This window comes from Citrobacter sp. Cpo148 (assembly GCF_030332375.1).
GTDB classification, from domain to species: Bacteria; Pseudomonadota; Gammaproteobacteria; order Enterobacterales; family Enterobacteriaceae; genus Citrobacter; species Citrobacter portucalensis.
Genome location: NZ_JAOWHY010000034.1, coordinates 194,226 through 216,078 on the forward strand (window position 1 = coordinate 194,226; position 21,853 = coordinate 216,078).

The 21,853-nt window shown below is 51.4% G+C and carries 20 protein-coding genes; 10 read left to right on the forward strand and 10 right to left on the reverse strand.

Features of this window, described 5'->3' with window-relative positions; translation table 11 throughout:
• Positions 1–19 precede the first annotated feature (19 nt).
• A complete protein-coding gene (gene hypT, locus OGY10_RS02755) occupies positions 20–931 on the forward strand; it encodes a hypochlorite stress DNA-binding transcriptional regulator HypT (protein WP_020996669.1) in 912 nt (303 codons plus the stop codon).
• A gap of 32 nt (positions 932–963) precedes the next feature.
• Here the strand turns inward: hypT and nfo are convergent, their stop codons facing one another.
• Positions 964–1,821: a deoxyribonuclease IV gene (nfo, locus tag OGY10_RS02760; protein WP_191227000.1), complete on the reverse strand. Its 858-nt coding sequence runs from the start codon at positions 1,819–1,821 to the stop codon at positions 964–966.
• A 71-nt stretch (positions 1,822–1,892) separates the two neighbouring features.
• Positions 1,893–2,942 carry a YeiH family protein gene (locus tag OGY10_RS02765; protein ID WP_008785269.1) on the reverse strand — a complete coding sequence of 350 codons (1,050 nt, stop codon included), beginning with the start codon at positions 2,940–2,942 and terminating at the stop codon, positions 1,893–1,895.
• Positions 2,943–3,061: 119 nt separating this feature from the next.
• On the opposite strand from OGY10_RS02765, the gene yieE reads away from it, so the two are divergent.
• Both yieE and lysP read left to right on the forward strand, forming a co-directional pair.
• Complete coding sequence (gene yieE / locus OGY10_RS02770) at positions 3,062–3,943, forward strand: DNA-binding transcriptional regulator YeiE (RefSeq protein ID WP_286576190.1); 882 nt, start codon at positions 3,062–3,064, stop codon at positions 3,941–3,943.
• 195 nt (positions 3,944–4,138) lie between these two features.
• Positions 4,139–5,608, forward strand: coding sequence for a lysine-specific permease (gene lysP, locus OGY10_RS02775; RefSeq protein WP_003834517.1), 1,470 nt, complete (start codon positions 4,139–4,141; stop codon positions 5,606–5,608).
• A gap of 65 nt (positions 5,609–5,673) precedes the next feature.
• On the opposite strand, the gene OGY10_RS02780 is transcribed toward lysP, so the two are convergent.
• Positions 5,674–7,659 carry a ligand-gated channel protein gene (locus tag OGY10_RS02780; protein WP_191227001.1) on the reverse strand — a complete coding sequence of 662 codons (1,986 nt, stop codon included), beginning with the start codon at positions 7,657–7,659 and terminating at the stop codon, positions 5,674–5,676.
• A 279-nt stretch (positions 7,660–7,938) separates the two neighbouring features.
• Positions 7,939–8,775 (reverse strand): S-formylglutathione hydrolase, encoded by an 837-nt coding sequence (gene fghA / locus OGY10_RS02785; protein WP_008785267.1) that lies wholly within the window; start codon positions 8,773–8,775, stop codon positions 7,939–7,941.
• 322 nt (positions 8,776–9,097) lie between these two features.
• On the opposite strand from fghA, the gene folE reads away from it, so the two are divergent.
• The 6 genes from folE to mglC all read left to right on the forward strand — a co-directional run bounded on the left by folE (position 9,098) and on the right by mglC (position 16,018).
• Positions 9,098–9,766, forward strand: a complete 669-nt coding sequence (folE, locus tag OGY10_RS02790; protein WP_003027410.1) for a GTP cyclohydrolase I FolE — start codon at positions 9,098–9,100, stop codon at positions 9,764–9,766.
• A 14-nt stretch (positions 9,767–9,780) separates the two neighbouring features.
• Entirely contained in the window at positions 9,781–10,938 is a 1,158-nt protein-coding gene (yeiB, locus tag OGY10_RS02795) for a DUF418 domain-containing protein YeiB (RefSeq protein WP_191227002.1), read from the forward strand.
• Positions 10,939–11,082: 144 nt separating this feature from the next.
• The gene (gene galS / locus OGY10_RS02800; RefSeq protein WP_032943995.1) at positions 11,083–12,108 is read left to right on the forward strand and encodes an HTH-type transcriptional regulator GalS; all 1,026 of its coding nucleotides are present in this window, start codon (positions 11,083–11,085) and stop codon (positions 12,106–12,108) included.
• Positions 12,109–12,401: 293 nt separating this feature from the next.
• Positions 12,402–13,400, forward strand: a complete 999-nt coding sequence (gene mglB, locus OGY10_RS02805) for a galactose/glucose ABC transporter substrate-binding protein MglB (RefSeq protein ID WP_003027399.1) — start codon at positions 12,402–12,404, stop codon at positions 13,398–13,400.
• 71 nt (positions 13,401–13,471) lie between these two features.
• Positions 13,472–14,992 carry a galactose/methyl galactoside ABC transporter ATP-binding protein MglA gene (mglA, locus tag OGY10_RS02810; RefSeq protein WP_003027396.1) on the forward strand — a complete coding sequence of 507 codons (1,521 nt, stop codon included), beginning with the start codon at positions 13,472–13,474 and terminating at the stop codon, positions 14,990–14,992.
• Between the two features lie 15 nt (positions 14,993–15,007).
• Positions 15,008–16,018, forward strand: a complete 1,011-nt coding sequence (gene mglC / locus OGY10_RS02815; protein WP_003027393.1) for a galactose/methyl galactoside ABC transporter permease MglC — start codon at positions 15,008–15,010, stop codon at positions 16,016–16,018.
• A 51-nt stretch (positions 16,019–16,069) separates the two neighbouring features.
• Here mglC and OGY10_RS02820 read toward each other — a convergent pair whose 3' ends face one another.
• From OGY10_RS02820 to OGY10_RS02845, 6 genes are all read right to left on the reverse strand, one after another.
• Positions 16,070–16,309, reverse strand: a complete 240-nt coding sequence (locus OGY10_RS02820; RefSeq protein ID WP_003834502.1) for a DUF2542 family protein — start codon at positions 16,307–16,309, stop codon at positions 16,070–16,072.
• A gap of 2 nt (positions 16,310–16,311) precedes the next feature.
• Complete coding sequence (sanA, locus tag OGY10_RS02825) at positions 16,312–17,031, reverse strand: outer membrane permeability protein SanA (protein WP_003027383.1); 720 nt, start codon at positions 17,029–17,031, stop codon at positions 16,312–16,314.
• Between the two features lie 163 nt (positions 17,032–17,194).
• Positions 17,195–18,079 (reverse strand): cytidine deaminase, encoded by an 885-nt coding sequence (gene cdd / locus OGY10_RS02830; protein WP_191227003.1) that lies wholly within the window; start codon positions 18,077–18,079, stop codon positions 17,195–17,197.
• 148 nt (positions 18,080–18,227) lie between these two features.
• The gene (locus OGY10_RS02835; protein ID WP_003027380.1) at positions 18,228–18,923 is read right to left on the reverse strand and encodes a CidB/LrgB family autolysis modulator; all 696 of its coding nucleotides are present in this window, start codon (positions 18,921–18,923) and stop codon (positions 18,228–18,230) included.
• Entirely contained in the window at positions 18,920–19,324 is a 405-nt protein-coding gene (locus OGY10_RS02840; RefSeq protein WP_003834497.1) for a CidA/LrgA family protein, read from the reverse strand. Before OGY10_RS02840 ends, OGY10_RS02835 begins: the two co-directional genes overlap by 4 nt.
• A 131-nt stretch (positions 19,325–19,455) precedes the next feature.
• Positions 19,456–20,364, reverse strand: coding sequence for a LysR substrate-binding domain-containing protein (locus OGY10_RS02845; protein WP_191227004.1), 909 nt, complete (start codon positions 20,362–20,364; stop codon positions 19,456–19,458).
• Positions 20,365–20,490: 126 nt separating this feature from the next.
• Between OGY10_RS02845 and mhbT the strand changes: the two genes are divergently transcribed.
• Positions 20,491–21,849: a 3-hydroxybenzoate transporter MhbT gene (gene mhbT, locus OGY10_RS02850; protein WP_071444685.1), complete on the forward strand. Its 1,359-nt coding sequence runs from the start codon at positions 20,491–20,493 to the stop codon at positions 21,847–21,849.
• Positions 21,850–21,853 lie beyond the last annotated feature (4 nt).

Genomic DNA, 21,853 nt, shown 5'->3' on the forward strand with positions numbered 1-21,853 from the left:
AAACATCCGCGTGACAGGCATGAAAAATATCGAGACAAAATGGTTATATGATTTTCTGACGCTGGAAGCGTGTCGTCATTTTTCTCAGGCCGCAGAGGAGCGCAACTTATCCCAACCGGCATTTAGTCGGCGGATCAAGGCGCTAGAATCCGCTGTTGGGGTGCTGCTGTTTGACCGTACGACAAGTCCACTGCAGCTGACGGAGGAGGGTAAGTTATTCCATTCGCAGACCCGTAGCCTGCTACAACAGCTGGAATGCAATTTAGATGAGCTAAGTGGTCACAACCTGCTTGGCGTTCCCAATATCAAAATAGCGGCGGCACATTCTCTGTCGCTGACGATGTTGCCCAGATTAGTACATTCAATGTCGGCATGGGGCGAAGAATTTGTTTACCACGTCGAAGCGATTGATGTAGTCCAGGCGGTGAATACGCTGCGCGAGGGGAAAAGTGATTTTATTATCTCCTTTCGCGATGAAGACTTAATGCAGTCGCCTTTCTGCGGCTTGAAGGTTTTTGAGTCTGAGCTGTATCCCGTCTGTGCTGCGGATGCACAGGGTAAGGCGTTGTTTGATATCTATCAGCCGCAGGTGCCGATTCTGAACTATACCAGCACTTCCTACATGGGAAGATTGGTTAACCGTCACCTGGCGGAGGTGGGCAGTATTTCAGCGCGTACGCTGTTTATGTCTTCGATGAGTGAGCTATTGAAGAATATGGCATTGGATGGTCATGGTATCGCCTGGCTGCCAGCGTGGACGATCGTGAACGAACTACGGGATAAGCGCCTGGTTTGTCTGGACACGCCGGAGTTGATGGTGCCAATTCAGGCCTATATTTACCGAATGGATACCCGTTTGAATAAAACGGCAGAGCATTTCTGGCGGATTTTGTACAACCATATGCCAGAGGATCTGGTTACGCTCACTTGATACGCGCCAGCTTGTCTGGCGCGCGGAGATCGTTACGCCACTGCTTTTTCTGTTTGCTGGGTTTTCAGCCAGGCGATCTCTTCGGCCCATATATCCGGATTAATGGTTTCCAGTACCAGCGGAATACCGTCAAAACGATTATCCTTCATAATCCAACGGAAGGCATCATGGCCAATATTACCTTCACCCAGGCTGTGATGACGGTCAACGCGACTGCCAAACGCGCTCTTGGCGTCGTTCAGGTGCATACCGCGTAGATACTTGAAACCGACAATGCGTTCAAATTCCGCAAACGTCTTTTCGCACTCTTCTGCGGAACGCAAATCGTAACCCGCCGCGAAAGCGTGGCAAGTATCAATACAAACGCCAACACGGGACTTATCTTCGACGCCGTCGATAATGGCGGCCAGGTGCTCAAACTTGAATCCCAGATTACTACCTTGTCCGGCGGTATTTTCGATAACTGCCGTAACGCCCTGGGTCTGAGCGAGGACGATGTTGATGGATTCGGCAATGCGCGCCAGACATTCATCTTCCGGGATCTGCATCAAATGGCTGCCCGGGTGAAAGTTCAGCAGGGATAAGCCAAGCAGTTCACAGCGTTGCATTTCATCAAGAAACGCATCACGCGATTTTTCCAGCGCATCGCTGACCGGGTGACCGAGGTTAATCAGATAACTGTCGTGAGGCAGGATTTGTGCGGAGGTGTAGTGGTACTTCTCGCAGGCAGATTTGAAATCATCAATGATTTCGGTGGTTAGCGGCGCAGCACGCCACTGGCGCTGATTCTTGGTGAACAGGGCGAATGCGGTCGCTTCGATTTCTGCGGCTCGAATAGCGGCGTTAGCCAGACCGCCAGCGGCGCTTACGTGCGCTCCGATATATTTCATAAATTTAACCCGCCATACTCAAATACAAAAAGGGAGAGTATAGCGGGTTAATGGAGGTGAGTCGTGATCGTTTATGCCATCAGGGCGTGGACAGCGACGTTAATCGCACCACCACCGACAATCAGCCAGACAAACAGCAGCAGGGCCATCAGTAACGGTTTGGCACCGGCTTTTTTCAGTGCGCTAACGTGAGTGGTTAACCCCAGTGCAGCCATCGCCATTGCCAGCAAAATGGTATCCAGCGTTACCAGCATGTTCACAACCGACTGCGGCAGCAGGTGGAACGAGTTAAAAATCGCGACCACAATGAACAGGATGGCAAACCATGGAATAGTGATTTTGCTTTTCTCACCGCCCGTAGCCGGAGACAACTGTTTAACGCGTGCGGCCAGGAGGATGAGGAACGGTGCCAGCATCATGACACGCAGCATTTTGGCAATAACCGCGGCGTTTTCTGCATCCGGGTTAATGGCGTGCCCGGCAGCCACTACCTGTGCTACTTCATGCATGGTGGAACCAATGTAAATGCCGTAGGTTTCTGGGCTAAACCAGTGTGCCAGCAGCGGATACATTGCCGGATACAGGAAGATAGCGATGGTACCGAAGATCACCACGGTGGCGACAGCGACGGTTACCTTACTGGCTTCCGCTTTCACTACCGGCTCGGTTGCCAGCACGGCGGCGGCCCCACAAATGCTGCTCCCCGCACCAATCAGCCAACTGGTGTGGCGGTCCAGACCAAACACTTTCTGCCCCAGGAAGCAGGCAATCAAAAAGGTACTGCTCAGCGTTAACACATCAATCACGATACCGCTGACGCCGACGTCAGCAATTTGCGCGAAGGTGAGACGGAAGCCGTAGAGGATGATCCCCAAACGTAATAAATGTTGTTTAGCAAACAGCACGCCGCCGTCACAGCTTTTCCAGATGTGCGGATAGACGGTGTTGCCGAGGACCATCCCCAACAAGATTGCTAAGGTGAGGGCGCTGAACCCGGCACCTGCGACGGCGGGAATAGATCCACCCCATAAGGCGACCCCAGTGATAACTGCACTCAGGGCAAGCCCCGGAATAAAATGCCACGCTGTACGACGATGAGTCTGCAAGGTGAGTTCTGTCATATCCTTCTCCTTTATCTGGGTAAAAGAGTACGGCGAAGTGGTTTAAAAATAAAATTGATTATATATTTATAATTAATCTCTATAAGTGGTAAGTAACGGATATCCGGTGGAAAACGACTATGCATATCACCTTGCGACAACTTGAAGTGTTTGCTGAGGTACTAAAAAGCGGTTCAACGACCCAGGCGTCTGTCATGCTGGCATTGTCGCAATCGGCGGTGAGTGCGGCACTTACCGATCTGGAAGGGCAACTCGGCGTGCAACTGTTTGACCGCGTCGGCAAACGGCTAGTGGTCAATGAGCACGGGCGTTTGCTCTACCCACGAGCGTTGGCGTTACTTGAGCAAACGACCGAAATCGAGCAGCTTTTTCGCGAAGATAATGGTGCCATTCGGGTCTATGCCAGTAGCACCATTGGTAACTATATCTTGCCTGCTATGATCGCCCGCTATCGGCAGGATTTTCCTGATTTGCCGCTCGAGCTGAGCGTGGGTAACAGTCAGGATGTGATCAATGCGGTGCTGGATTTTAGGGTAGATATCGGACTGATCGAAGGGCCTTGTCACAGTACTGAAATTATCTCTGAACCGTGGCTGGAAGACGAGCTGGTGGTGTTTGCCGCACCGTCGTCACCGCTCACAAAGGGGCCTGTTACGCTGGAACAGCTGGCGGCTTCGCCGTGGATCCTGCGTGAGCGAGGATCCGGTACGCGTGAACTGGTGGATTACCTGCTGTTGTCTCATCTGCCGAGATTTCAGATGGCAATGGAGTTGGGTAACTCAGAGGCCATTAAGCATACGGTACGCCATGGTCTCGGGATCAGCTGCTTGTCGCGTCGGGTCATTGCGGAGCAGCTGCAGGCGGGAACGCTGAGCGAAGTTCCCGTGCCGCTGCCGCGTTTAGTCCGCACTCTCTGGCGCGTGCATCACAGGCAAAAACACATCTCCAATGCCATTACGCGATTTTTGCATTACAGCGACCAGGTCGAGCTGGGCGAATAGGGCGCTTACAGTCGTAAGGTCATCTCTTTATAGAACGGCGGTTATATCTTAACCGCTGTGCGCCGCAAATTTTCTGCTTTACTTATAATCCGCGGCCAGTCATGAAGGTCTCTTATAACAGCGTATTTGTGCCGGAAGAATGCCATTTCGTCTGCTACAATCGCGCCTCATTTTTTGGATGGATAGCATTTTCACATGGTTTCCGAAACTAAAACCACAGAAGCGCCCACGCTACGTCGTGAACTGAAGGCGCGTCACCTGACGATGATTGCCATTGGAGGCTCCATCGGTACAGGTCTTTTCGTTGCATCTGGTGCAACTATTTCTGCAGCGGGTCCAGGCGGCGCGTTGTTCTCTTATATTCTGATCGGTCTGATGGTGTACTTCCTGATGACCAGCCTCGGTGAACTGGCTGCCTATATGCCGGTTTCCGGCTCGTTTTCCACCTACGGTCAGAACTACGTAGAAGAGGGCTTTGGCTTCGCGCTGGGCTGGAACTACTGGTACAACTGGGCGGTAACGATTGCCGTTGACCTGGTGGCCGCACAGCTGGTGATGAGCTGGTGGTTCCCGGACACGCCGGGCTGGATCTGGAGTGCGCTGTTCCTCGGCGTTATCTTCCTGCTGAACTACATTTCCGTTCGCGGATTTGGTGAAGCGGAATATTGGTTCTCGCTGATCAAAGTTACCACCGTCATTATCTTCATCGTGGTCGGTGTGATGATGATTTTCGGTATCTTCAAAGGCGCTCAGCCGGTGGGCTGGAGCAACTGGACGACCGGTGATGCACCGTTTGCCGGTGGTTTTGCTGCGATGATTGGCGTGGCGATGATCGTCGGCTTCTCCTTCCAGGGGACAGAGCTTATCGGTATCGCGGCTGGCGAATCTGAAGATCCTGAAAAGAACATTCCACGTGCGGTACGTCAGGTATTCTGGCGAATCCTGCTGTTCTATGTGTTCGCGATTTTGATTATCAGCCTGATCATTCCGTACACCGATCCAAGCCTGCTGCGTAACGATGTAAAAGACATCAGCGTTAGCCCGTTCACGCTGGTATTCCAGCATGCGGGTCTGCTGTCTGCGGCAGCGGTGATGAACGCAGTTATCCTGACGGCGGTGCTGTCGGCAGGTAACTCCGGGATGTACGCCTCCACGCGTATGCTTTATACCCTGGCATGTGACGGTAAAGCACCGCGTATTTTCGGTAAACTGTCTCGTGGCGGCGTACCGCGTAACGCGCTGTATGCGACCACCGTGGTGGCGGGGCTGTGCTTCCTGACTTCAATGTTTGGCAACCAGACCGTGTATCTGTGGCTGCTGAATACTTCCGGGATGACGGGCTTTATCGCCTGGCTGGGGATTGCTATTAGCCACTATCGCTTCCGTCGCGGTTATGTGCTGCAGGGTCACGATGTGAAGGATCTGCCGTACCGTTCTGGCTTCTTCCCGCTGGGTCCGATCTTCGCCTTTGTGCTGTGCCTGATTATCACCCTGGGTCAGAACTACGAAGCGTTCCTGAAAGACAGCATTGACTGGGGCGGCGTGATGGCTACCTATATCGGTATCCCGCTGTTCCTGATTATCTGGTTTGGCTATAAGCTGACCAAAGGAACCCGTTTTGTTCGCTACAGCGAAATGAAATTTCCGGGTCGCGTGAAGAAGTAACAGTATAAAAAAGCATAACAAAAACCCCGGCATGATGAGTACCGGGGTTTTTTATTGCGTCAGACTTAGAAGCTGTAAGTCATGCCAACCGTGTAACGACGTCCATCAAGAACGGTGTCGTAGGTATCGTAATCGATTTGTTTATCCAGCACGTTATACACGCCAGCGGTCATCAATAGATCCTTGGTAGCATAGTAACGTAAACCAACGTCGACCTGAGTATAGGACGGGGTGCCCTGTGCCATTGAGGTACGGCTCAGGTATTCAGACGTTTTCCCGCGCAGATTCAGACGGCTCCAGAAACCGAGATCCTGGGTGGCCTGCCAGTCCAGCGTCGTGTTAAACATATGCTTCGGCATTTTGTTCAACGGCTGGCCAGAGAACTGACCGCTTTTCTGCTCAGATTCCGTGTAGGTGTAGTTCGCAGTCCAGTTGACGTCGGAGGTTATTTTCCAGCCGAAGGTGGATTCTACGCCGCGCATATTGGCTTTATCGACGTTAACGCGATCGCTGACGAAGTCATAATGGGTGCCGCCGATGGTGCAGGCCGGATCGGAACTGCTGTTACAACGGCGAACTTCGGTGATTTTGTTTTTAAAGTCGGTATTGAACAACGTAACGCCTGCGTTGAGGTCGTTGCCGTTATCCCACAGTAAACCGATCTCTTCGCTGAGGCTTTTCTCTGGCTTCAGATCCGGGTTGCCGACAATGATTCCGTTCAGACGGCCACCGCCGGTAACCTGTCCCCAACTGGCAGAAGACTGGCGCAGATCCGGTGCACGATAGCCCGCGGAAACGCCGCCTTTTAAGGTCCACTGATCGCTCAGATGCCATACGCCATAGCCGCGTGGCGTCCAGTTGTCACCGTAGTTTTCATCCTTATCCATACGCAGACCGCCGGTCAGCGTGAAGGTATCGGTAACGGCCCATTCATCTTCAGCAAACAGCGCCCAGCTCCAGCGGGTCAGTTTGTTCAGTCCATCAGCCGCTTGCAGCTGGTTGCCGTTATCGCGTAGTTTTTCATAACGGTATTGCCCGCCCAACGTCAGGGTGTGCGCCCCAAGGAATACCTGGTTCTGGTTATTGAAAATCGTGTTGTAGGACTTCATCTGGCGACCGGGGTTGTCGGTCTCTTCCTGCTGGACATAGCTGGTGGAGTTGAAGTCGTCGTAATAACCGCTGTGGGTTATTGAGTACGTGGTGTGCACATACTTGTTTTCGCTTTTACTGTTGGGCTTACAGCTTCCGTTACGGCAGTTTTCCTCTGCCATGGATTTGCCTGGCGTACTGTCGCGATCCTGCAATTCACGTGCGTAATCGAAATCGATGTCGTTTTTATCATCTGGCGTAAAGTTCAGGGTTAATCCCCCGCTACGCATACGCTGTTCGTTGTAGCCATTTACGATTTCATCTTCCGCGCGGTGGGAGAATAATCCGGTCACCTTCGCGCCAAGTAATCCGTCAACCAGCGGCCCGGACGCATAGGCATTGGTCTGGTAAATATCACCGGAATCTCTGTCTTCCTGGAAAGTGGCATCGCCGTGTAAGGATCCGGTCCAGGCTTTGGTATTCGACACTTTTTTGGTGATGACGTTAATAACGCCACCCATCGCATCGGAGCCGTAAAGCGATGACATTGGGCCACGGATGACTTCGATACGCTCGATGGATTCCAGCGGCGGTAACCAGCCTTGTTCAATACCTGAGTTATCGCTGTTAGGTCGTGTGCCGCGGGTGCTGATGCGTTTACCGTTGACCAGGAAGAGCGTGTATTGCGAAGCCATACCGCGAATACTGATATCGCTGCTGCTTCCCCCGCCAGTGACGACGACGCCAGGGACATCTTTTAGCGCATCGGTGACATCTCGATAGGCTTTGTCCTCAATCTGCTGCTTGGTAATAACAGATATTGAAGCCGGGGCATCCTGAATTTTCTGCTCGAAACCGGTAGCGGTAACGACCACGGTGTCTTGTTCAGCGGCATGGCCGAGTGATGGGAGGCAGGCGACGCATACTGCGGCAGCTACAGCCTTAACGTGAGGTATAGTCATTTGTATCATTCCATTTAAATGAATCAAACTGCGCGTCATGTGAAAGGCCATGACAATTGTATGTATTTGTCTTTTAAGGACTCTTTTCAGTAAAGAAGCGGGGGGATTGTACAAAAGTATGAATATTTGTAAACACAAATGATAATAGAAATCATTTGTGTTTGATATGATTTGGAGTGAAATGCTTTTTTAATCAATAAGATAGTTGGGGAAGAAAAAAGGAGAAAAAGTGAAGGAATGATGGAGAAATGAAGAGGGCTTCCGCCCTCAACTCAGGAATTACTTCAGCAAATACTGGGCGTGGAAGCGCAGGTGATCCTCAATAAACGACGCAATAAAGTAATAGCTGTGGTCGTAACCAGGCTGGATGCGTAGCGTCATTGGCCATGCGGTCTGACGGGCAGTTTCGGCCAGTACCGCGGGCTGCAACTGATCGGCAAGAAACTGATCGCTGTCTCCCTGATCGATTAACGTCGGGATCGCGTCTGCGGGTTTGCTGGCCAGCATTAACGCGCAGCTATCCCACTCTGCCCACTGTGTTTTATCTTCGCCCAGATAAGCGCTAAACGCCTTCTCACCCCACGGAACGCGACAAGGGTTTACGATCGGCGCAAAGGCGGAAACGCTGGTGTATCTCCCGGGATTTTTCAGCGCCATAATCAATGCGCCGTGGCCGCCCATGGAGTGTCCGCTGATGGCGCAGCGATCGCTGACGTTAAACTGCGACTGAATCAGTGCCGGAAGCTCATCACGCAGATAGTCATACATACGAAAATGCGTTGCCCACGGCTGCTGGGTGGCATTGAGGTAAAATCCGGCCCCTTGACCTAAATCGTAGCCATCATCGTTGGCAACCTGCTCGCCGCGCGGGCTGGTGTCCGGCATCACGAGAACAATACCCAGCTCAGCTGCAATGCGCTGCGCGCCTGCTTTGGTAGTGAAGTTTTCATCATTACAGGTCAGGCCCGACAGCCAGTACAGCACCGGAGGCGCGGCGTTATCACGGGGTGGTGGAAGAAAAATACTGAAGGTCATGGCGCAATTTAACGTGGCGGAGTCGTGACGCCAGCGTTGCTGCCAGCCTTCAAAACAGCGGTGCTCTTCAAGCATTTCCATGCGTGGCTCCTTGTTGTGTTGAACCTGAATGTGTTTGCGAACTCATCATAATACAGATTATTCATAGCACTGTGAGTAACTTTCACTTCCGCATTGAGCAAACATACTTCATCATCTATATAACTTTACATTAACACTCGACGTCACCGGGCTGAACGACAAGTGAAATCAGCAATGCTGAAAGGCTGTGCCAATTTCAATAATTATCACGGTGAATACTGGATTATGTGCGCCGCCTCACGCACAATGTTCTGGCTGTGACACAGCCTAAAAACTTTGCCCCATGCAGGGCAGAGGCGCCCCACCTGCAGGAGAAGAAGAAATGTCATCACTCAGTAAAGAAGCGGCACTGGTTCATGAAGCGCTGGTTGCGCGTGGTCTCGAAACCCCGCTGCGCCCGCCCGTGCAAGAGATGGATAACGAAACACGCAAACGTCTTATCTCTGGCCATATGACCGAGATTATGCAATTGCTCAATCTCGATTTGAGCGATGACAGTCTGATGGAAACTCCGCATCGCATTGCGAAAATGTATGTCGATGAGATTTTCTCCGGCCTCGATTACGCCAACTTCCCGAAAATCACCGTCATTGAAAACAAAATGAAGGTGGACGAGATGGTCACGGTTCGTGATATCACGCTGACCAGCACCTGTGAACACCACTTTGTCACTATCGATGGCAAAGCGACGGTGGCGTATATTCCGAAAGATTCGGTCATTGGTCTGTCGAAGATTAACCGCATTGTGCAGTTCTTTGCACAGCGTCCGCAGGTACAGGAACGTCTGACCCAGCAAATTCTCACCGCGCTGCAAACGCTGCTCGGGACGAATAATGTGGCGGTATCGATTGATGCGGTGCATTACTGTGTGAAAGCGCGCGGCATTCGCGATGCGACCAGTGCGACCACCACTACTTCTCTTGGCGGATTGTTTAAGTCCAGCCAGAACACGCGTCAGGAATTTCTGCGCGCAGTACGTCATCACAACTGATTAGGGCAGGAACCATGGAGCGTAATGTCACGCTGGATTTTATTCGTGGCGTCGCCATTCTTGGTATCCTGCTTCTCAATATTAGCGCCTTTGGCTTGCCAAAGGCGGCATACCTCAATCCCGCCTGGTATGGCTACATCACCTTATCCGACGCCTGGACCTGGGCGCTGCTCGATCTCTTCGCGCAGGTAAAATTCCTCACGCTGTTTGCGCTACTGTTCGGTGCCGGTCTGCAAATGCTGCTCCCGCGTGGTAAACGCTGGATCCAGTCGCGGCTTACGTTGCTGGTGCTGTTGGGTTTTATTCACGGTTTACTCTTCTGGGATGGCGATATCCTGCTGGCATATGGCTTGATCGGCCTGATTTGTTGGCGGCTGATCCGGGATGCGCCGTCGGTAAAAAGCTTATTTAACACCGGTGTGCTGCTGTATCTGGTGGGCGTTGGCGTACTGCTGCTGCTGGGAGTGATCTCCGGGAGCGAAACCAGCCGCGCCTGGACACCGGATGCTTCAGCGTTGCTGTATGAAAAATACTGGAAAGTGAACGGCGGAATGGAAGCAATCAGCAATCGCGTGGATATGATGTCCAATAGCTTGCTGGCGCTGGGTGCGCAATACGGTTGGCAACTGGCGGGAATGATGCTGCTCGGCGCGGCATTAATGCGTAGCGGCTGGCTAAAAGGGCAGTACAGTTTGCAGCATTATCGACGCACTGGCGTTTTGCTGGTTATTATCGGCATGGCGATTAACCTGCCTGCTATCGTCGCCCAGTGGCAACTGGACTGGTCCTACCGCTGGTGTGCCTTCCTGTTACAAGCCCCGCGAGAGTTGGGTGCGCCTTTGCAAACCATTGGTTATGCCGCGCTGATGTTTGGTTTCTGGCCGCAGCTTAGTCGCTTCAAATGGGTCATTGCTATCGCCTGTGTGGGGCGCATGGCATTAACCAACTATCTGTTACAAACCTTAATCTGCACCACGTTGTTTTATCAGGCCGGTTTATTTATGAAATTTGACCGGCTGGAGCTGCTGTTTTTCGTCATCCCTGTCTGGGCGATTAACTTACTTTTCTCTGTCATATGGCTGCGTTTCTACCGGCAGGGCCCGGTGGAATGGCTGTGGCGTCAATTAACCCTGCGTGCTGCGGGGACATCATTACCGCGAACATCCAGATAACGATCTGGATCACATTCATTAACAAAATGGATGTAAGCGCTTTCATTCCTGTGACTTCACTCACGCAGTCCGTTTCATTGTGCTGACAAAATACCCAGCCTGGGGTGTCTGCGGGCAGCCGCAATCTAAAACAGGGCAGTGAATATGGTAACCATTCGTGATGTGGCACGGCAGTCTGGCGTTTCTGTAGCGACCGTTTCCCGCGTACTGAACAACAGTGCGCTGGTGAGTCCCGATACGCGTGAAGCGGTAATGAAGGCAGTCACTCAGCTTGGCTATCGACCTAATGCCAACGCACAAGCGCTGGCGACGCAGGTAAGCGACACGATTGGCGTTGTCGTCATGGATGTATCAGATGCGTTTTTTGGCGCGCTGGTAAAAGCCGTGGATATGGTTGCCCAGCAGCATCAGAAGTATGTCCTGATTGGCAACAGCTACCATGAGGCGGAAAAAGAACGTCATGCCATTGAGGTGTTGATTCGCCAACGTTGTAACGCGCTGATTGTACACTCTAAAGCACTGAGCGATCGGGAACTGGCCGAGTTTATGGATCAAATCCCCGGCATGGTACTGATCAACCGCCTTGTTCCTGGCTACGCCCACCGTTGCGTCTGCCTGGATAACATCAGCGGTGCCAAAATGGCTACCCGAATGCTGCTAAATAATGGTCATCAACGCATCGGTTATCTGGCATCAAGCCACCGTATTGAAGATGACGCCATGCGCAAAGAAGGGTGGTTAACTGCCCTGAAAGAGCAGGGGATTGTTGCGGCAGAAAGCTGGGTCGGCACTGGTTCGCCCGATATGCAGGGCGGAGAGTCCGCGATGGTGGAATTGCTGGGGCGTAACTTACAACTGACGGCGGTCTTTGCTTACAACGACAATATGGCAGCCGGCGCGCTGACTGCGCTAAAAGATAACGGCATCGCTATTCCATTACACCTTTCTATCATTGGCTTCGATGATATTCCCATCGCGCGTTACACCGATCCGCAGCTAACCACTGTGCGCTATCCCATTGCCTCAATGGCAAAAATGGCGACGGAGCTTGCGCTACAGGGTGCGGCTGGCACGTTGGATCCGCAGGCGTCGCATTGTTTTATGCCAACGCTGGTGCGTCGTCATTCAGTCGCGCTGCGGCAGAATGCGGCACCGATCACTAACTCATAACGTTGCGCGATGTAACCGCTTTCAATATGTGAGTAAATTCACAGTATATTAACAATGCGATAGCTATGATGACACTGTTTGTTGCGCTGTAACTACTATGTAACGGTGAATAATCACTTTCATCGAGGTATAGGTGCCTTAAACAAAAATTAAAGCCTGTTTTTGGAGCGTTGCCAGACACGGAAGAAATATTTTTTAAAAGTGAGCTTCGGCGTTCAGTAACACTTCAGTAACGTTCTGCCTGCCGAGCATTTATCTCAAGTACTACCCTGCATAATAAAACCGGAGATACCATGAATAAGAAGGTGTTGACCCTGTCTGCTGTAATGGCAAGCATGTTATTCGGCGCGGCTGCGCACGCTGCTGATACCCGCATTGGTGTGACTATCTATAAGTATGACGATAACTTTATGTCTGTAGTACGTAAGGCTATTGAAAAAGATGCCAAAGCGGCACCAGATGTACAGCTGCTGATGAACGACTCGCAGAACGACCAGTCCAAACAAAACGATCAGATCGACGTGCTGCTGGCAAAAGGCGTTAAAGCACTGGCGATTAACCTGGTTGACCCGGCAGCTGCTGGCACGGTCATTGAAAAAGCACGCGGACAGAACGTACCGATCGTATTCTTCAATAAAGAACCTTCTCGTAAAGCGCTGGACAGCTATGACAAAGCGTATTACGTCGGTACCGACTCTAAAGAGTCCGGCATTATTCAGGGTGATTTGATTGCCAAACACTGGGCAGCTAACCCGAACTGGGACCTGAACAAAGACGGCAAAATTCAGTTTGTTCTGCTGAAAGGCGAACCGGGACACCCGGATGCTGAAGCACGTACCACTTACGTGATTAAAGAGCTGAACGACAAAGGCATTAAAACTGAGCAGCTGCAGTTAGATACTGCAATGTGGGATACCGCTCAGGCGAAAGATAAGATGGATGCGTGGATGTCTGGTCCAAACGCGAACAAAATTGAAGTGGTTATCGCTAACAACGATGCGATGGCAATGGGTGCAGTTGAAGCGCTGAAAGCGCACAACAAAACCAGCGTACCAGTATTTGGTGTGGATGCGCTGCCTGAAGCGCTGGCTCTGGTGAAATCTGGCGCCATGGCCGGTACCGTGCTGAACGATGCCAACAACCAGGCGAAAGCCACCTTCGATCTGGCGAAAAACCTGGCTGACGGTAAAGGTGCGGCAGATGGCACTAACTGGAAAATTGAGAACAAGATTGTTCGCGTTCCGTACGTAGGTGTCGATAAAGATAATCTGGCAGAGTTCACCAACAAATAAATACTCCGTATGTGGGCGCAATTTCATTGCGCCCTTAATAACGCACTCTGCAAGGCCAACAAGGTATAATTATGGTCAGCACACATACTCAGTCGTCAGGCGAATACTTGTTGGAAATGACCGGCATCAACAAGTCCTTCCCCGGTGTTAAGGCGCTTGATAATGTCAATTTAAAAGTCCGCCCGCATTCTATTCACGCCCTAATGGGAGAGAATGGAGCGGGGAAATCAACATTATTGAAATGTCTTTTCGGCATCTATCAAAAAGATTCCGGCAGTATTTTATTTCAGGGTAAAGAAATCGATTTTCATTCTGCGAAAGAAGCGCTCGAAAATGGTATTTCGATGGTACACCAGGAATTAAACCTGGTATTACAACGTTCTGTGATGGACAACATGTGGCTGGGACGCTATCCCACCAAAGGCATGTTTGTCGATCAGGAAAAAATGTACCGCGATACCAAAGCGATATTTGATGAACTGGATATTGATATCGATCCGCGTGCGCGTGTCGGCACATTATCAGTTTCACAAATGCAGATGATTGAAATTGCGAAAGCATTCTCCTATGACGCCAAAATCGTCATCATGGATGAGCCAACTTCATCGTTAACCGAAAAAGAAGTTAACCATCTGTTCACCATCATCCGTAAGCTGAAAGAGCGTGGATGCGGTATTGTTTATATCTCTCACAAAATGGAAGAAATCTTCCAGCTGTGCGATGAAATTACCGTTCTGCGCGATGGCCAGTGGATTGCGACCCAGCCGCTGGAAGGGCTGGATATGGATAAGATCATCGCCATGATGGTTGGACGTTCACTGAACCAACGTTTTCCGGATAAAGAAAACAAACCTGGTGAAGTCATTCTGCAAGTGCGTAACCTGACCTCGCTGCGCCAGCCGTCGATTCGTGATATCTCGTTTGATTTGCACAAAGGGGAGATTCTTGGGATTGCAGGTCTGGTAGGCGCAAAACGCACGGATATCGTTGAAACGCTTTTTGGTATTCGTGAGAAATCATCAGGTACGATTACGCTACACGGCAAAAAAATTAATAACCACAGTGCAAATGAAGCCATCAACCATGGTTTTGCGCTGGTCACGGAAGAGCGCCGCTCAACCGGTATTTATGCGTATCTGGACATTGGTTTTAACTCGTTAATTTCTAATATCCAAAATTACAAAAACAAAGTCGGTCTGTTGGATAATTCCCGCATGAAGAGTGATACCCAGTGGGTAATTGACTCCATGAGGGTAAAAACACCGGGTCATCGTACGCAAATCGGTTCACTTTCTGGCGGTAATCAGCAAAAAGTGGTTATTGGTCGTTGGTTATTAACCCAGCCAGAAATTCTGATGCTGGATGAACCGACGCGTGGAATCGATGTTGGTGCGAAATTTGAAATTTATCAGTTGATTGCCGAACTCGCGAAAAAGGATAAGGGGATTATTATTATTTCCTCTGAAATGCCGGAGCTGCTGGGTATTACCGATCGTATTCTGGTGATGAGCAATGGTCTCGTTGCTGGAATTGTTGACACTAAAACAACAACGCAAAACGAAATACTCCGTCTTGCGTCTTTGCACCTTTAAGATTAGGGGCTCCTCATGAGTGCGTTAAATAAGAAAAGTTTTCTTACTTACCTGAAAGAAGGCGGAATTTACGTTGTTCTTTTGGTTTTGCTGGCGATTATTATTTTCCAGGATCCCACTTTCTTAAGCTTACTGAACCTGAGTAATATTCTCACGCAATCCTCGGTGCGTATTATTATCGCATTGGGTGTGGCTGGACTGATTGTTACCCAAGGGACCGACCTGTCGGCGGGGCGTCAGGTTGGCCTGGCGGCAGTGGTGGCGGCAACTCTGTTGCAGTCGATGGAGAATGCCAACAAGGTGTTCCCGGAAATGGCGACGATGCCGATCATTGTAGTGGTGCTGATTGTCTGCGTGATTGGCGCCATTATCGGTCTGGTGAACGGTATTATCATTGCTTATCTGAACGTAACGCCGTTTATTACCACACTGGGTACGATGATTATCGTTTACGGGATCAACTCCCTGTACTACGACTTCGTCGGCGCATCGCCAATTTCTGGCTTTGACAGTGGATTCTCAACCTTTGCGCAGGGCTTTATTGCACTGGGCAGTTTCCGACTCTCCTACATCACATTCTATGCGCTGATTGCGGTGGCCTTTGTGTGGGTGCTGTGGAACAAGACCCGCTTCGGTAAAAACATTTTCGCCATCGGCGGAAACCCGGAAGCTGCGAAAGTGTCCGGTGTAAACGTTGCGCTGAACCTGCTGATTATCTATGCGTTGTCTGGCGTGTTCTATGCCTTCGGTGGTTTGCTGGAAGCAGGGCGTATCGGCTCAGCGACCAACAACCTCGGCTTTATGTATGAGCTGGATGCGATTGCGGCGTGCGTGGTTGGCGGCGTGTCGTTCAGCGGCGGGGTAGGTACCGTTTTTGGCGTAGTGACCGGTGTGATTATCTTCACCGTCATCAACTACGGTTTGACCTACATCGGCGTGAACCCATACTGGCAGTATATTATCAAGGGCGGCATTATTATCTTCGCGGTCGCGCTGGACTCACTGAAGTACGCGCGTAAGAAGTAATCTGGGAAGAGAAAAATAAAACCGGTGCAGAGGCGTTCTGCATCGGTTTTTTTATTTGATAAAGAGTAACCAGATACCAGTGAACAATGCACCAATGGCCATACCGAAATAAACGATGATATAGCTCCAGTAAGTGCTGGGCTCTTTAGCGCGAGAAATGATCATTGGCGTCTGCGAACCTTTCACTGTTTTCTCGACGATACCGGAACGTAGTCCCTTCAGGCCTTCTCTGCACGTCCAGAGAACAATCATCAGTACGCCAATAACGATAAAGATCGTTTTTCCTTCCATGCTTATTTTCCTTGTTTCTTTTGTAATTCGAGTAATTGTTCAGGCGTGACCGCCGGATACCCCTGCGCATCGTCCGGTACCTGATGCATGGTAGGGATGGGCACCAGTGGACCTAAAAAACGAGGCTCACGTTTGAAAATGTAGAGATCGGCGAGTGCGCCAAAACGGGCACCAAATTCACGTACCCGCACGGTGAGCATATCTTTTGGCGAAGGCACCGCATAGCACTGAGCCTGAATACCCATATGCAGCGCAATAAACAAGGCGCGCTCACAGTGGAATCGTTGAGTAATAATGATGAAATCGTTGGTATCGAATACTTTACGCGTACGCACGATGGAGTCGAGCGTGCGGAACCCGGCGTAATCAAGCACGATGTCAGCGGGATCAACGCCTGCGGCAATCAGATCCTTACGCATCGTCATGGGTTCGTTGTAGCTTTGCTGGGCATTGTCGCCGCTTAACAGCAGATAGTTTACCTTCCCGCTGTTATAGGCGTTCAATGCGCCCTGAATGCGGTAGCGGTAATACTGATTGATGACGCCGGTGCGGTAATACTTCGCCGTGCCCAGAACCACACCGACCTGGCGGTAGGGCAAATCCTGCAGTTCGTCGTAAATGTAGGGAGCCGTCTTCCAGCTCATCCAGCGATCGAGTCCAAGCACAGTCAAAAGCAGCAAGCCTAACAGGACTAACAGGCTGTAAAACACGCGCTTTAACATGCAGAAAACTCGTTATTTGGATGGAATTTCAATCAGGCTACTGTACCGGAAGACGTAGCGCAAGAAACAGCAGTCTGATTGAGGGGATTTTAGGCATTCTGCATAGTGCCGGATGGCGGTGTAAACACCTTATCCGGCCTACGAACTGGCGTTATTGAGTCGATTAACCCAGGAGAACGCGCTCAATATTATTGCAGCCCAGTGCTTTCAGCGTGGCGGAGGTCGCATCCCACTGAATCAACGGCGCGTCGGCTTTTTCAGCCAGCACGGCGCGTTGGATATCTGGATAATCATAACCGTTCAGATTCAACAGGTTTAACGCGCCTTGCAGCGGAGGCAGGGTCGGGTTAAAGGCGGCATTTTCAGCATAGCTGCCGCTAAAAATACGGCCATCTTTACACTCCAGCGCCACGCCGCTTGGGGATTTGCTGTACGGCATATGACATCTGTTAGCAGCGGTGATTGCCGCTTGGGTCAACGCATCGCCCTGCAGCGCGAAGCCGTGATCCTGCTCGTCCATCAGCAGCGTTTTAATCTCCAGATCTTTCGGGCCGAAGGCATCTGGCAGGTAATCACGTAGCATGTGTGGCGCACGTCCCGGCAGATGAATCCGTAAATCCAGTCCGCTGTTCAGTTCGTTCATAAACTGGCGACAGTGGCCGCACGGCGTGTAGTTGACGGTGATGGCGGCGAGCCCTTTTTCACCGCGCAGCCAAGCGTGGCTGATAGCGCTTTGCTCGGCATGAACAGTTTGCTGCATGGTCGCGCCCAGGAACTCCATGTTCCCACCGAAGTACCAGTTGCCGCTGATGCCGCGAGAAATTGCCCCAACGTTGAAGTTGGACAGCGGAGTACGTGCGCAGGCCGCAGCCAGCGGCAGCAGAGCGAATGCCAGCGCGTCTTCGTCCAGTCCCGATTCGCGTTTCAGCAAAGAGACCTGCTCAGCAGTCAGCATGGCGGGGAAATGCACATCCGCCAGAACAGGGGCCAGGGCTGATTGCAAGTTATCCGCGAGTTGGGCAAAAGCAGTTTGAAAACGTGGATGCATGGCGATGCCTCATAACAATGTAATGGAATCGTAGTTTACGGGCCTGTTATGGCTTTATATGTGATCCAAATCTCATTGTGTATGCAACTTATGAAACTTAAATGAAAAATGTGCAACGCATCGCAAATAAATAGCTAAAAAATGAAGATTAACCCACCACTGCCAGAATAATCGGGAACAGGAACGGGGCTACCAGCGAGGTAATAATGCCGCAAATGACCAGCGCCAGTGAGCTAAACGCACCTTCCTGATAGTCCAGTTCCGCACAGCGTGCGGTGCCCAGGGCGTGCGACGCGGTGCCCATTGCCAGCCCACGAGCGGCCTTAGTGCGAATACGCATGGCATTGAGTAACGTATGACCAAATACCGCCCCGAGAATACCGACAAAAATGACGCATACGGCGCTGATCGCCGGAATGCCGCCAATACTGCCTCCCACGGCCATAGCGATAGGCGTGGTGACCGATTTTGGCATGATAGACGCGGCAATTTGCGGCGATGCGCCCATCAACAAGGCGATTGTTGTACCTGTAACCATCGCCACAACGCTCCCGGCAAAACAGATAGCAATGATTGATTTCCAGCGGGCGCGAATCTGGTGCAACTGTTCGTATAACGGATAGGCCAGCGCGACCACGGCAGGCTGCAGCAAATCGTTCAGCACTTCGCTGCCTTTGAAATAGTGATCGTAGGGAATACCGGTCAGCAGCAGAATGGGAATGATCACCACCATGGCAACAAGCAGCGGATTCAGCAAAGGCATTTTAAAGCGAGCTGCCAGCTTACGTGCGCCAAAAAATACCGCCAGCGTAAGAGGTAACGACCACCAGATATACGACATCATTTTTTTGCTTTAGCCTCTTTTTGCCCAACGATTTTGCGCTCACCGTGCACAATGTGCGAGCTCCAGCTCACCACCAGGAAAACGACCAGCGTACTGATGGTACAAGACACCACCACCGGACCAAATTGCGCGCGCAGCAGGTCAAAGTACTGCATGATCCCCACGCCAATCGGGACAAACAACAGGGCCATATAGCGAATCAGCACGTAGCAGCCGGGGTTAACCCATTTTGCCGGTAACACCTGCAAAGCCAGTAAGACAAATAGGATCAGCATGCCGATAATGCTTCCCGGAATGGTGATGGGGAGTAGCGATGCAAGAAAAATACCTGCATAGAGGCAGGCATAAATCAGGACGAATGCGCGCAAATATTGCCAGATAACGTTCAGTGCTTTGCTCATAGTTGAAACCCTTGACGAGACTGATTCATCATACAATTAAACTTAAAAACGTGCTACCGATCACATCATGAATTCTAAGCATAGAGGAAATAGATATCTGGAACATCGGGCGATGGCCCTAACTCTCCGCGCTAAACTTGTGCCAGGTAGAACAGAAAACGATTCAGGGCGGTAGTAGGCGTTTCGTTGTTGCGCCAGAATACGCCGACGCTGCCTTTTTGTTCAATCTTCGGCAGATTCAGGATAACCAGTTGTCCCTGGGCGGCATACCGTTGTGCCAGCCGTAGAGAAAGAATAGATATCATGTCGCTACTTTGCAGCAGGTTGGTACTGACGTTGATTGATGCCGATTCAATGATGTTTTCCGGCAACATTACGCCGTTATCAACCAGCGCGTTATCAATGCTTATCCGGATAGGGGTTCCTGTCGGCCAGACAATCCAGCGCCAGTTATCCAGATCGTGCCAGGTGAGCAGGGGATATTTTGCCAAGGGATGATCGGGTCGGGCGACGAAACAGACCGGCTCGGTATACAGCACTTGATAATTGAGCGGCAACTGAAGCGCCCGACCGCCGACCCGACCGACGACGACATCCACCGAACCCGCGAGCAGATCGTGCAGCAGCGGGGTCATCACTTTCTCTTCAATATTTAGATGCAAGGTTGGCAGTTCTGTGAGCAAACCCAGTATTGCCTGTGAAACACAGTCGGTCGCTACCGGCGAGCAGCCAATCTTCAGACTCCCTACAAGTCCGCCTTGCTTAAAACGGGCGATTTCATACTGCGAACGCTCCATATCATTGATCAGGCGTTGGGCATGTTGCAGTAGCAACTTGCCGCCTTCGGAAGGGCGCAAGCCTTTACTGTGACGTTCAAAGAGCGTGATGCCAATCTCATCTTCGAGCTGTGATAACCATTTCGACAACGCGGGCTGGGTGATATTCATCATCCGGGCGACGTGCGTCAGATTTCCCTGTTCGCCCAGCGCGATAAGCGTTTGCAGGTGTTGCAACTTCAATTTCTGCGCCCAGTTCGCCATTTGCTATAACCTCCAGGTTATGCCTCTGCATGAAAAGCCATTGTACATTTCATCTCCAAACATACAAAGTCGCAACATACCTAAAACAAAACAGACATCTACTCTACCTGCACTGAGGCATTCACTATGACTCAACAACGTGATCTACAAGCACTGATCGATTCCGCCCCCGTCGGTAAGACCCAGTGGCGCGTTATCATCTGCTGTTTTCTGGTTGTCATGCTCGACGGATTTGATACCGCGGCGATTGGTTTTATCGCACCCGATATTCGCACTCACTGGCAGCTTACTGCCGGCGATCTGGCACCGCTTTTTGGTGCAGGTCTGCTGGGGCTGACCGCTGGCGCGCTGCTCTGTGGCCCACTGTCCGACCGTTTTGGCCGCAAACGGGTGATAGAACTCTGCGTGGCGCTGTTCGGCGCGCTAAGTCTAATTTCGGCTTTTTCACCCGATCTGCAAACGCTGGTTATTTTGCGCTTTCTTACCGGCTTAGGGCTGGGCGGGGCAATGCCGAATACCATTACTATGACTTCGGAATACCTGCCCGCGCGTCGGCGTGGCGCACTGGTCACCATGATGTTCTGTGGCTTTACTCTGGGATCGGCAATGGGCGGTATCGTCAGCGCACAGCTGGTGCCGGTGATTGGTTGGCACGGCATTCTGGTGCTGGGAGGCGTTCTGCCGCTAATGCTGTTTGTTGCTCTGCTGTTTGCGCTACCGGAATCCCCGCGCTGGCAGGTTCGTCGTCAACTGCCGCAAAACGTGATTGCCAGAACCGTTAGCGCCATCACCCGGGAATGTTATGACAATACCCATTTTTATCTCAACGAAGGTGCCGCGATAGCTAAAGGCAGCATTCGCCAGCTGTTCGTTGGGCGACAGCTGCCTATTACTCTGATGCTATGGGTAGTGTTCTTTATGAGCCTGCTGATTATTTATCTGCTCTCCAGCTGGATGCCAACGCTGCTTAACCATCGTGGAATTGATCTGCAGCATGCCTCCTGGGTAACTGCCGCCTTCCAGATTGGAGGAACGCTGGGGGCACTGGCGCTGGGCGTGCTGATGGACAAATACAATCCTTTCCGCGTGCTGGCCGTGAGTTATGCGCTGGGCGCAGTGTGCATCGTCATGATTGGCCTGAGCGAAAACGGTCTGTGGCTGATGGCACTGGCTATTTTTGGCACCGGCATCGGCATCAGCGGTTCTCAGGTTGGTCTTAATGCGTTAACCGCCACGCTTTATCCGACACAAAGTCGGGCGACGGGCGTCAGCTGGTCTAATGCAGTGGGGCGCTGCGGCGCGATTGTCGGCTCGCTTTCCGGCGGGGTGATGATGGCGATGAATTTCTCATTCGATAACCTGTTTTTCATTATTGCCGTCCCGGCGGCCATCAGCGCGGTAATGCTTACGCTGCTGACGGTTGTTATCCGCCAGTCGGCCTCTGCCTCAAATACTCTGCCACGCGCAGGTGTTGTGAATGAATAAGGAG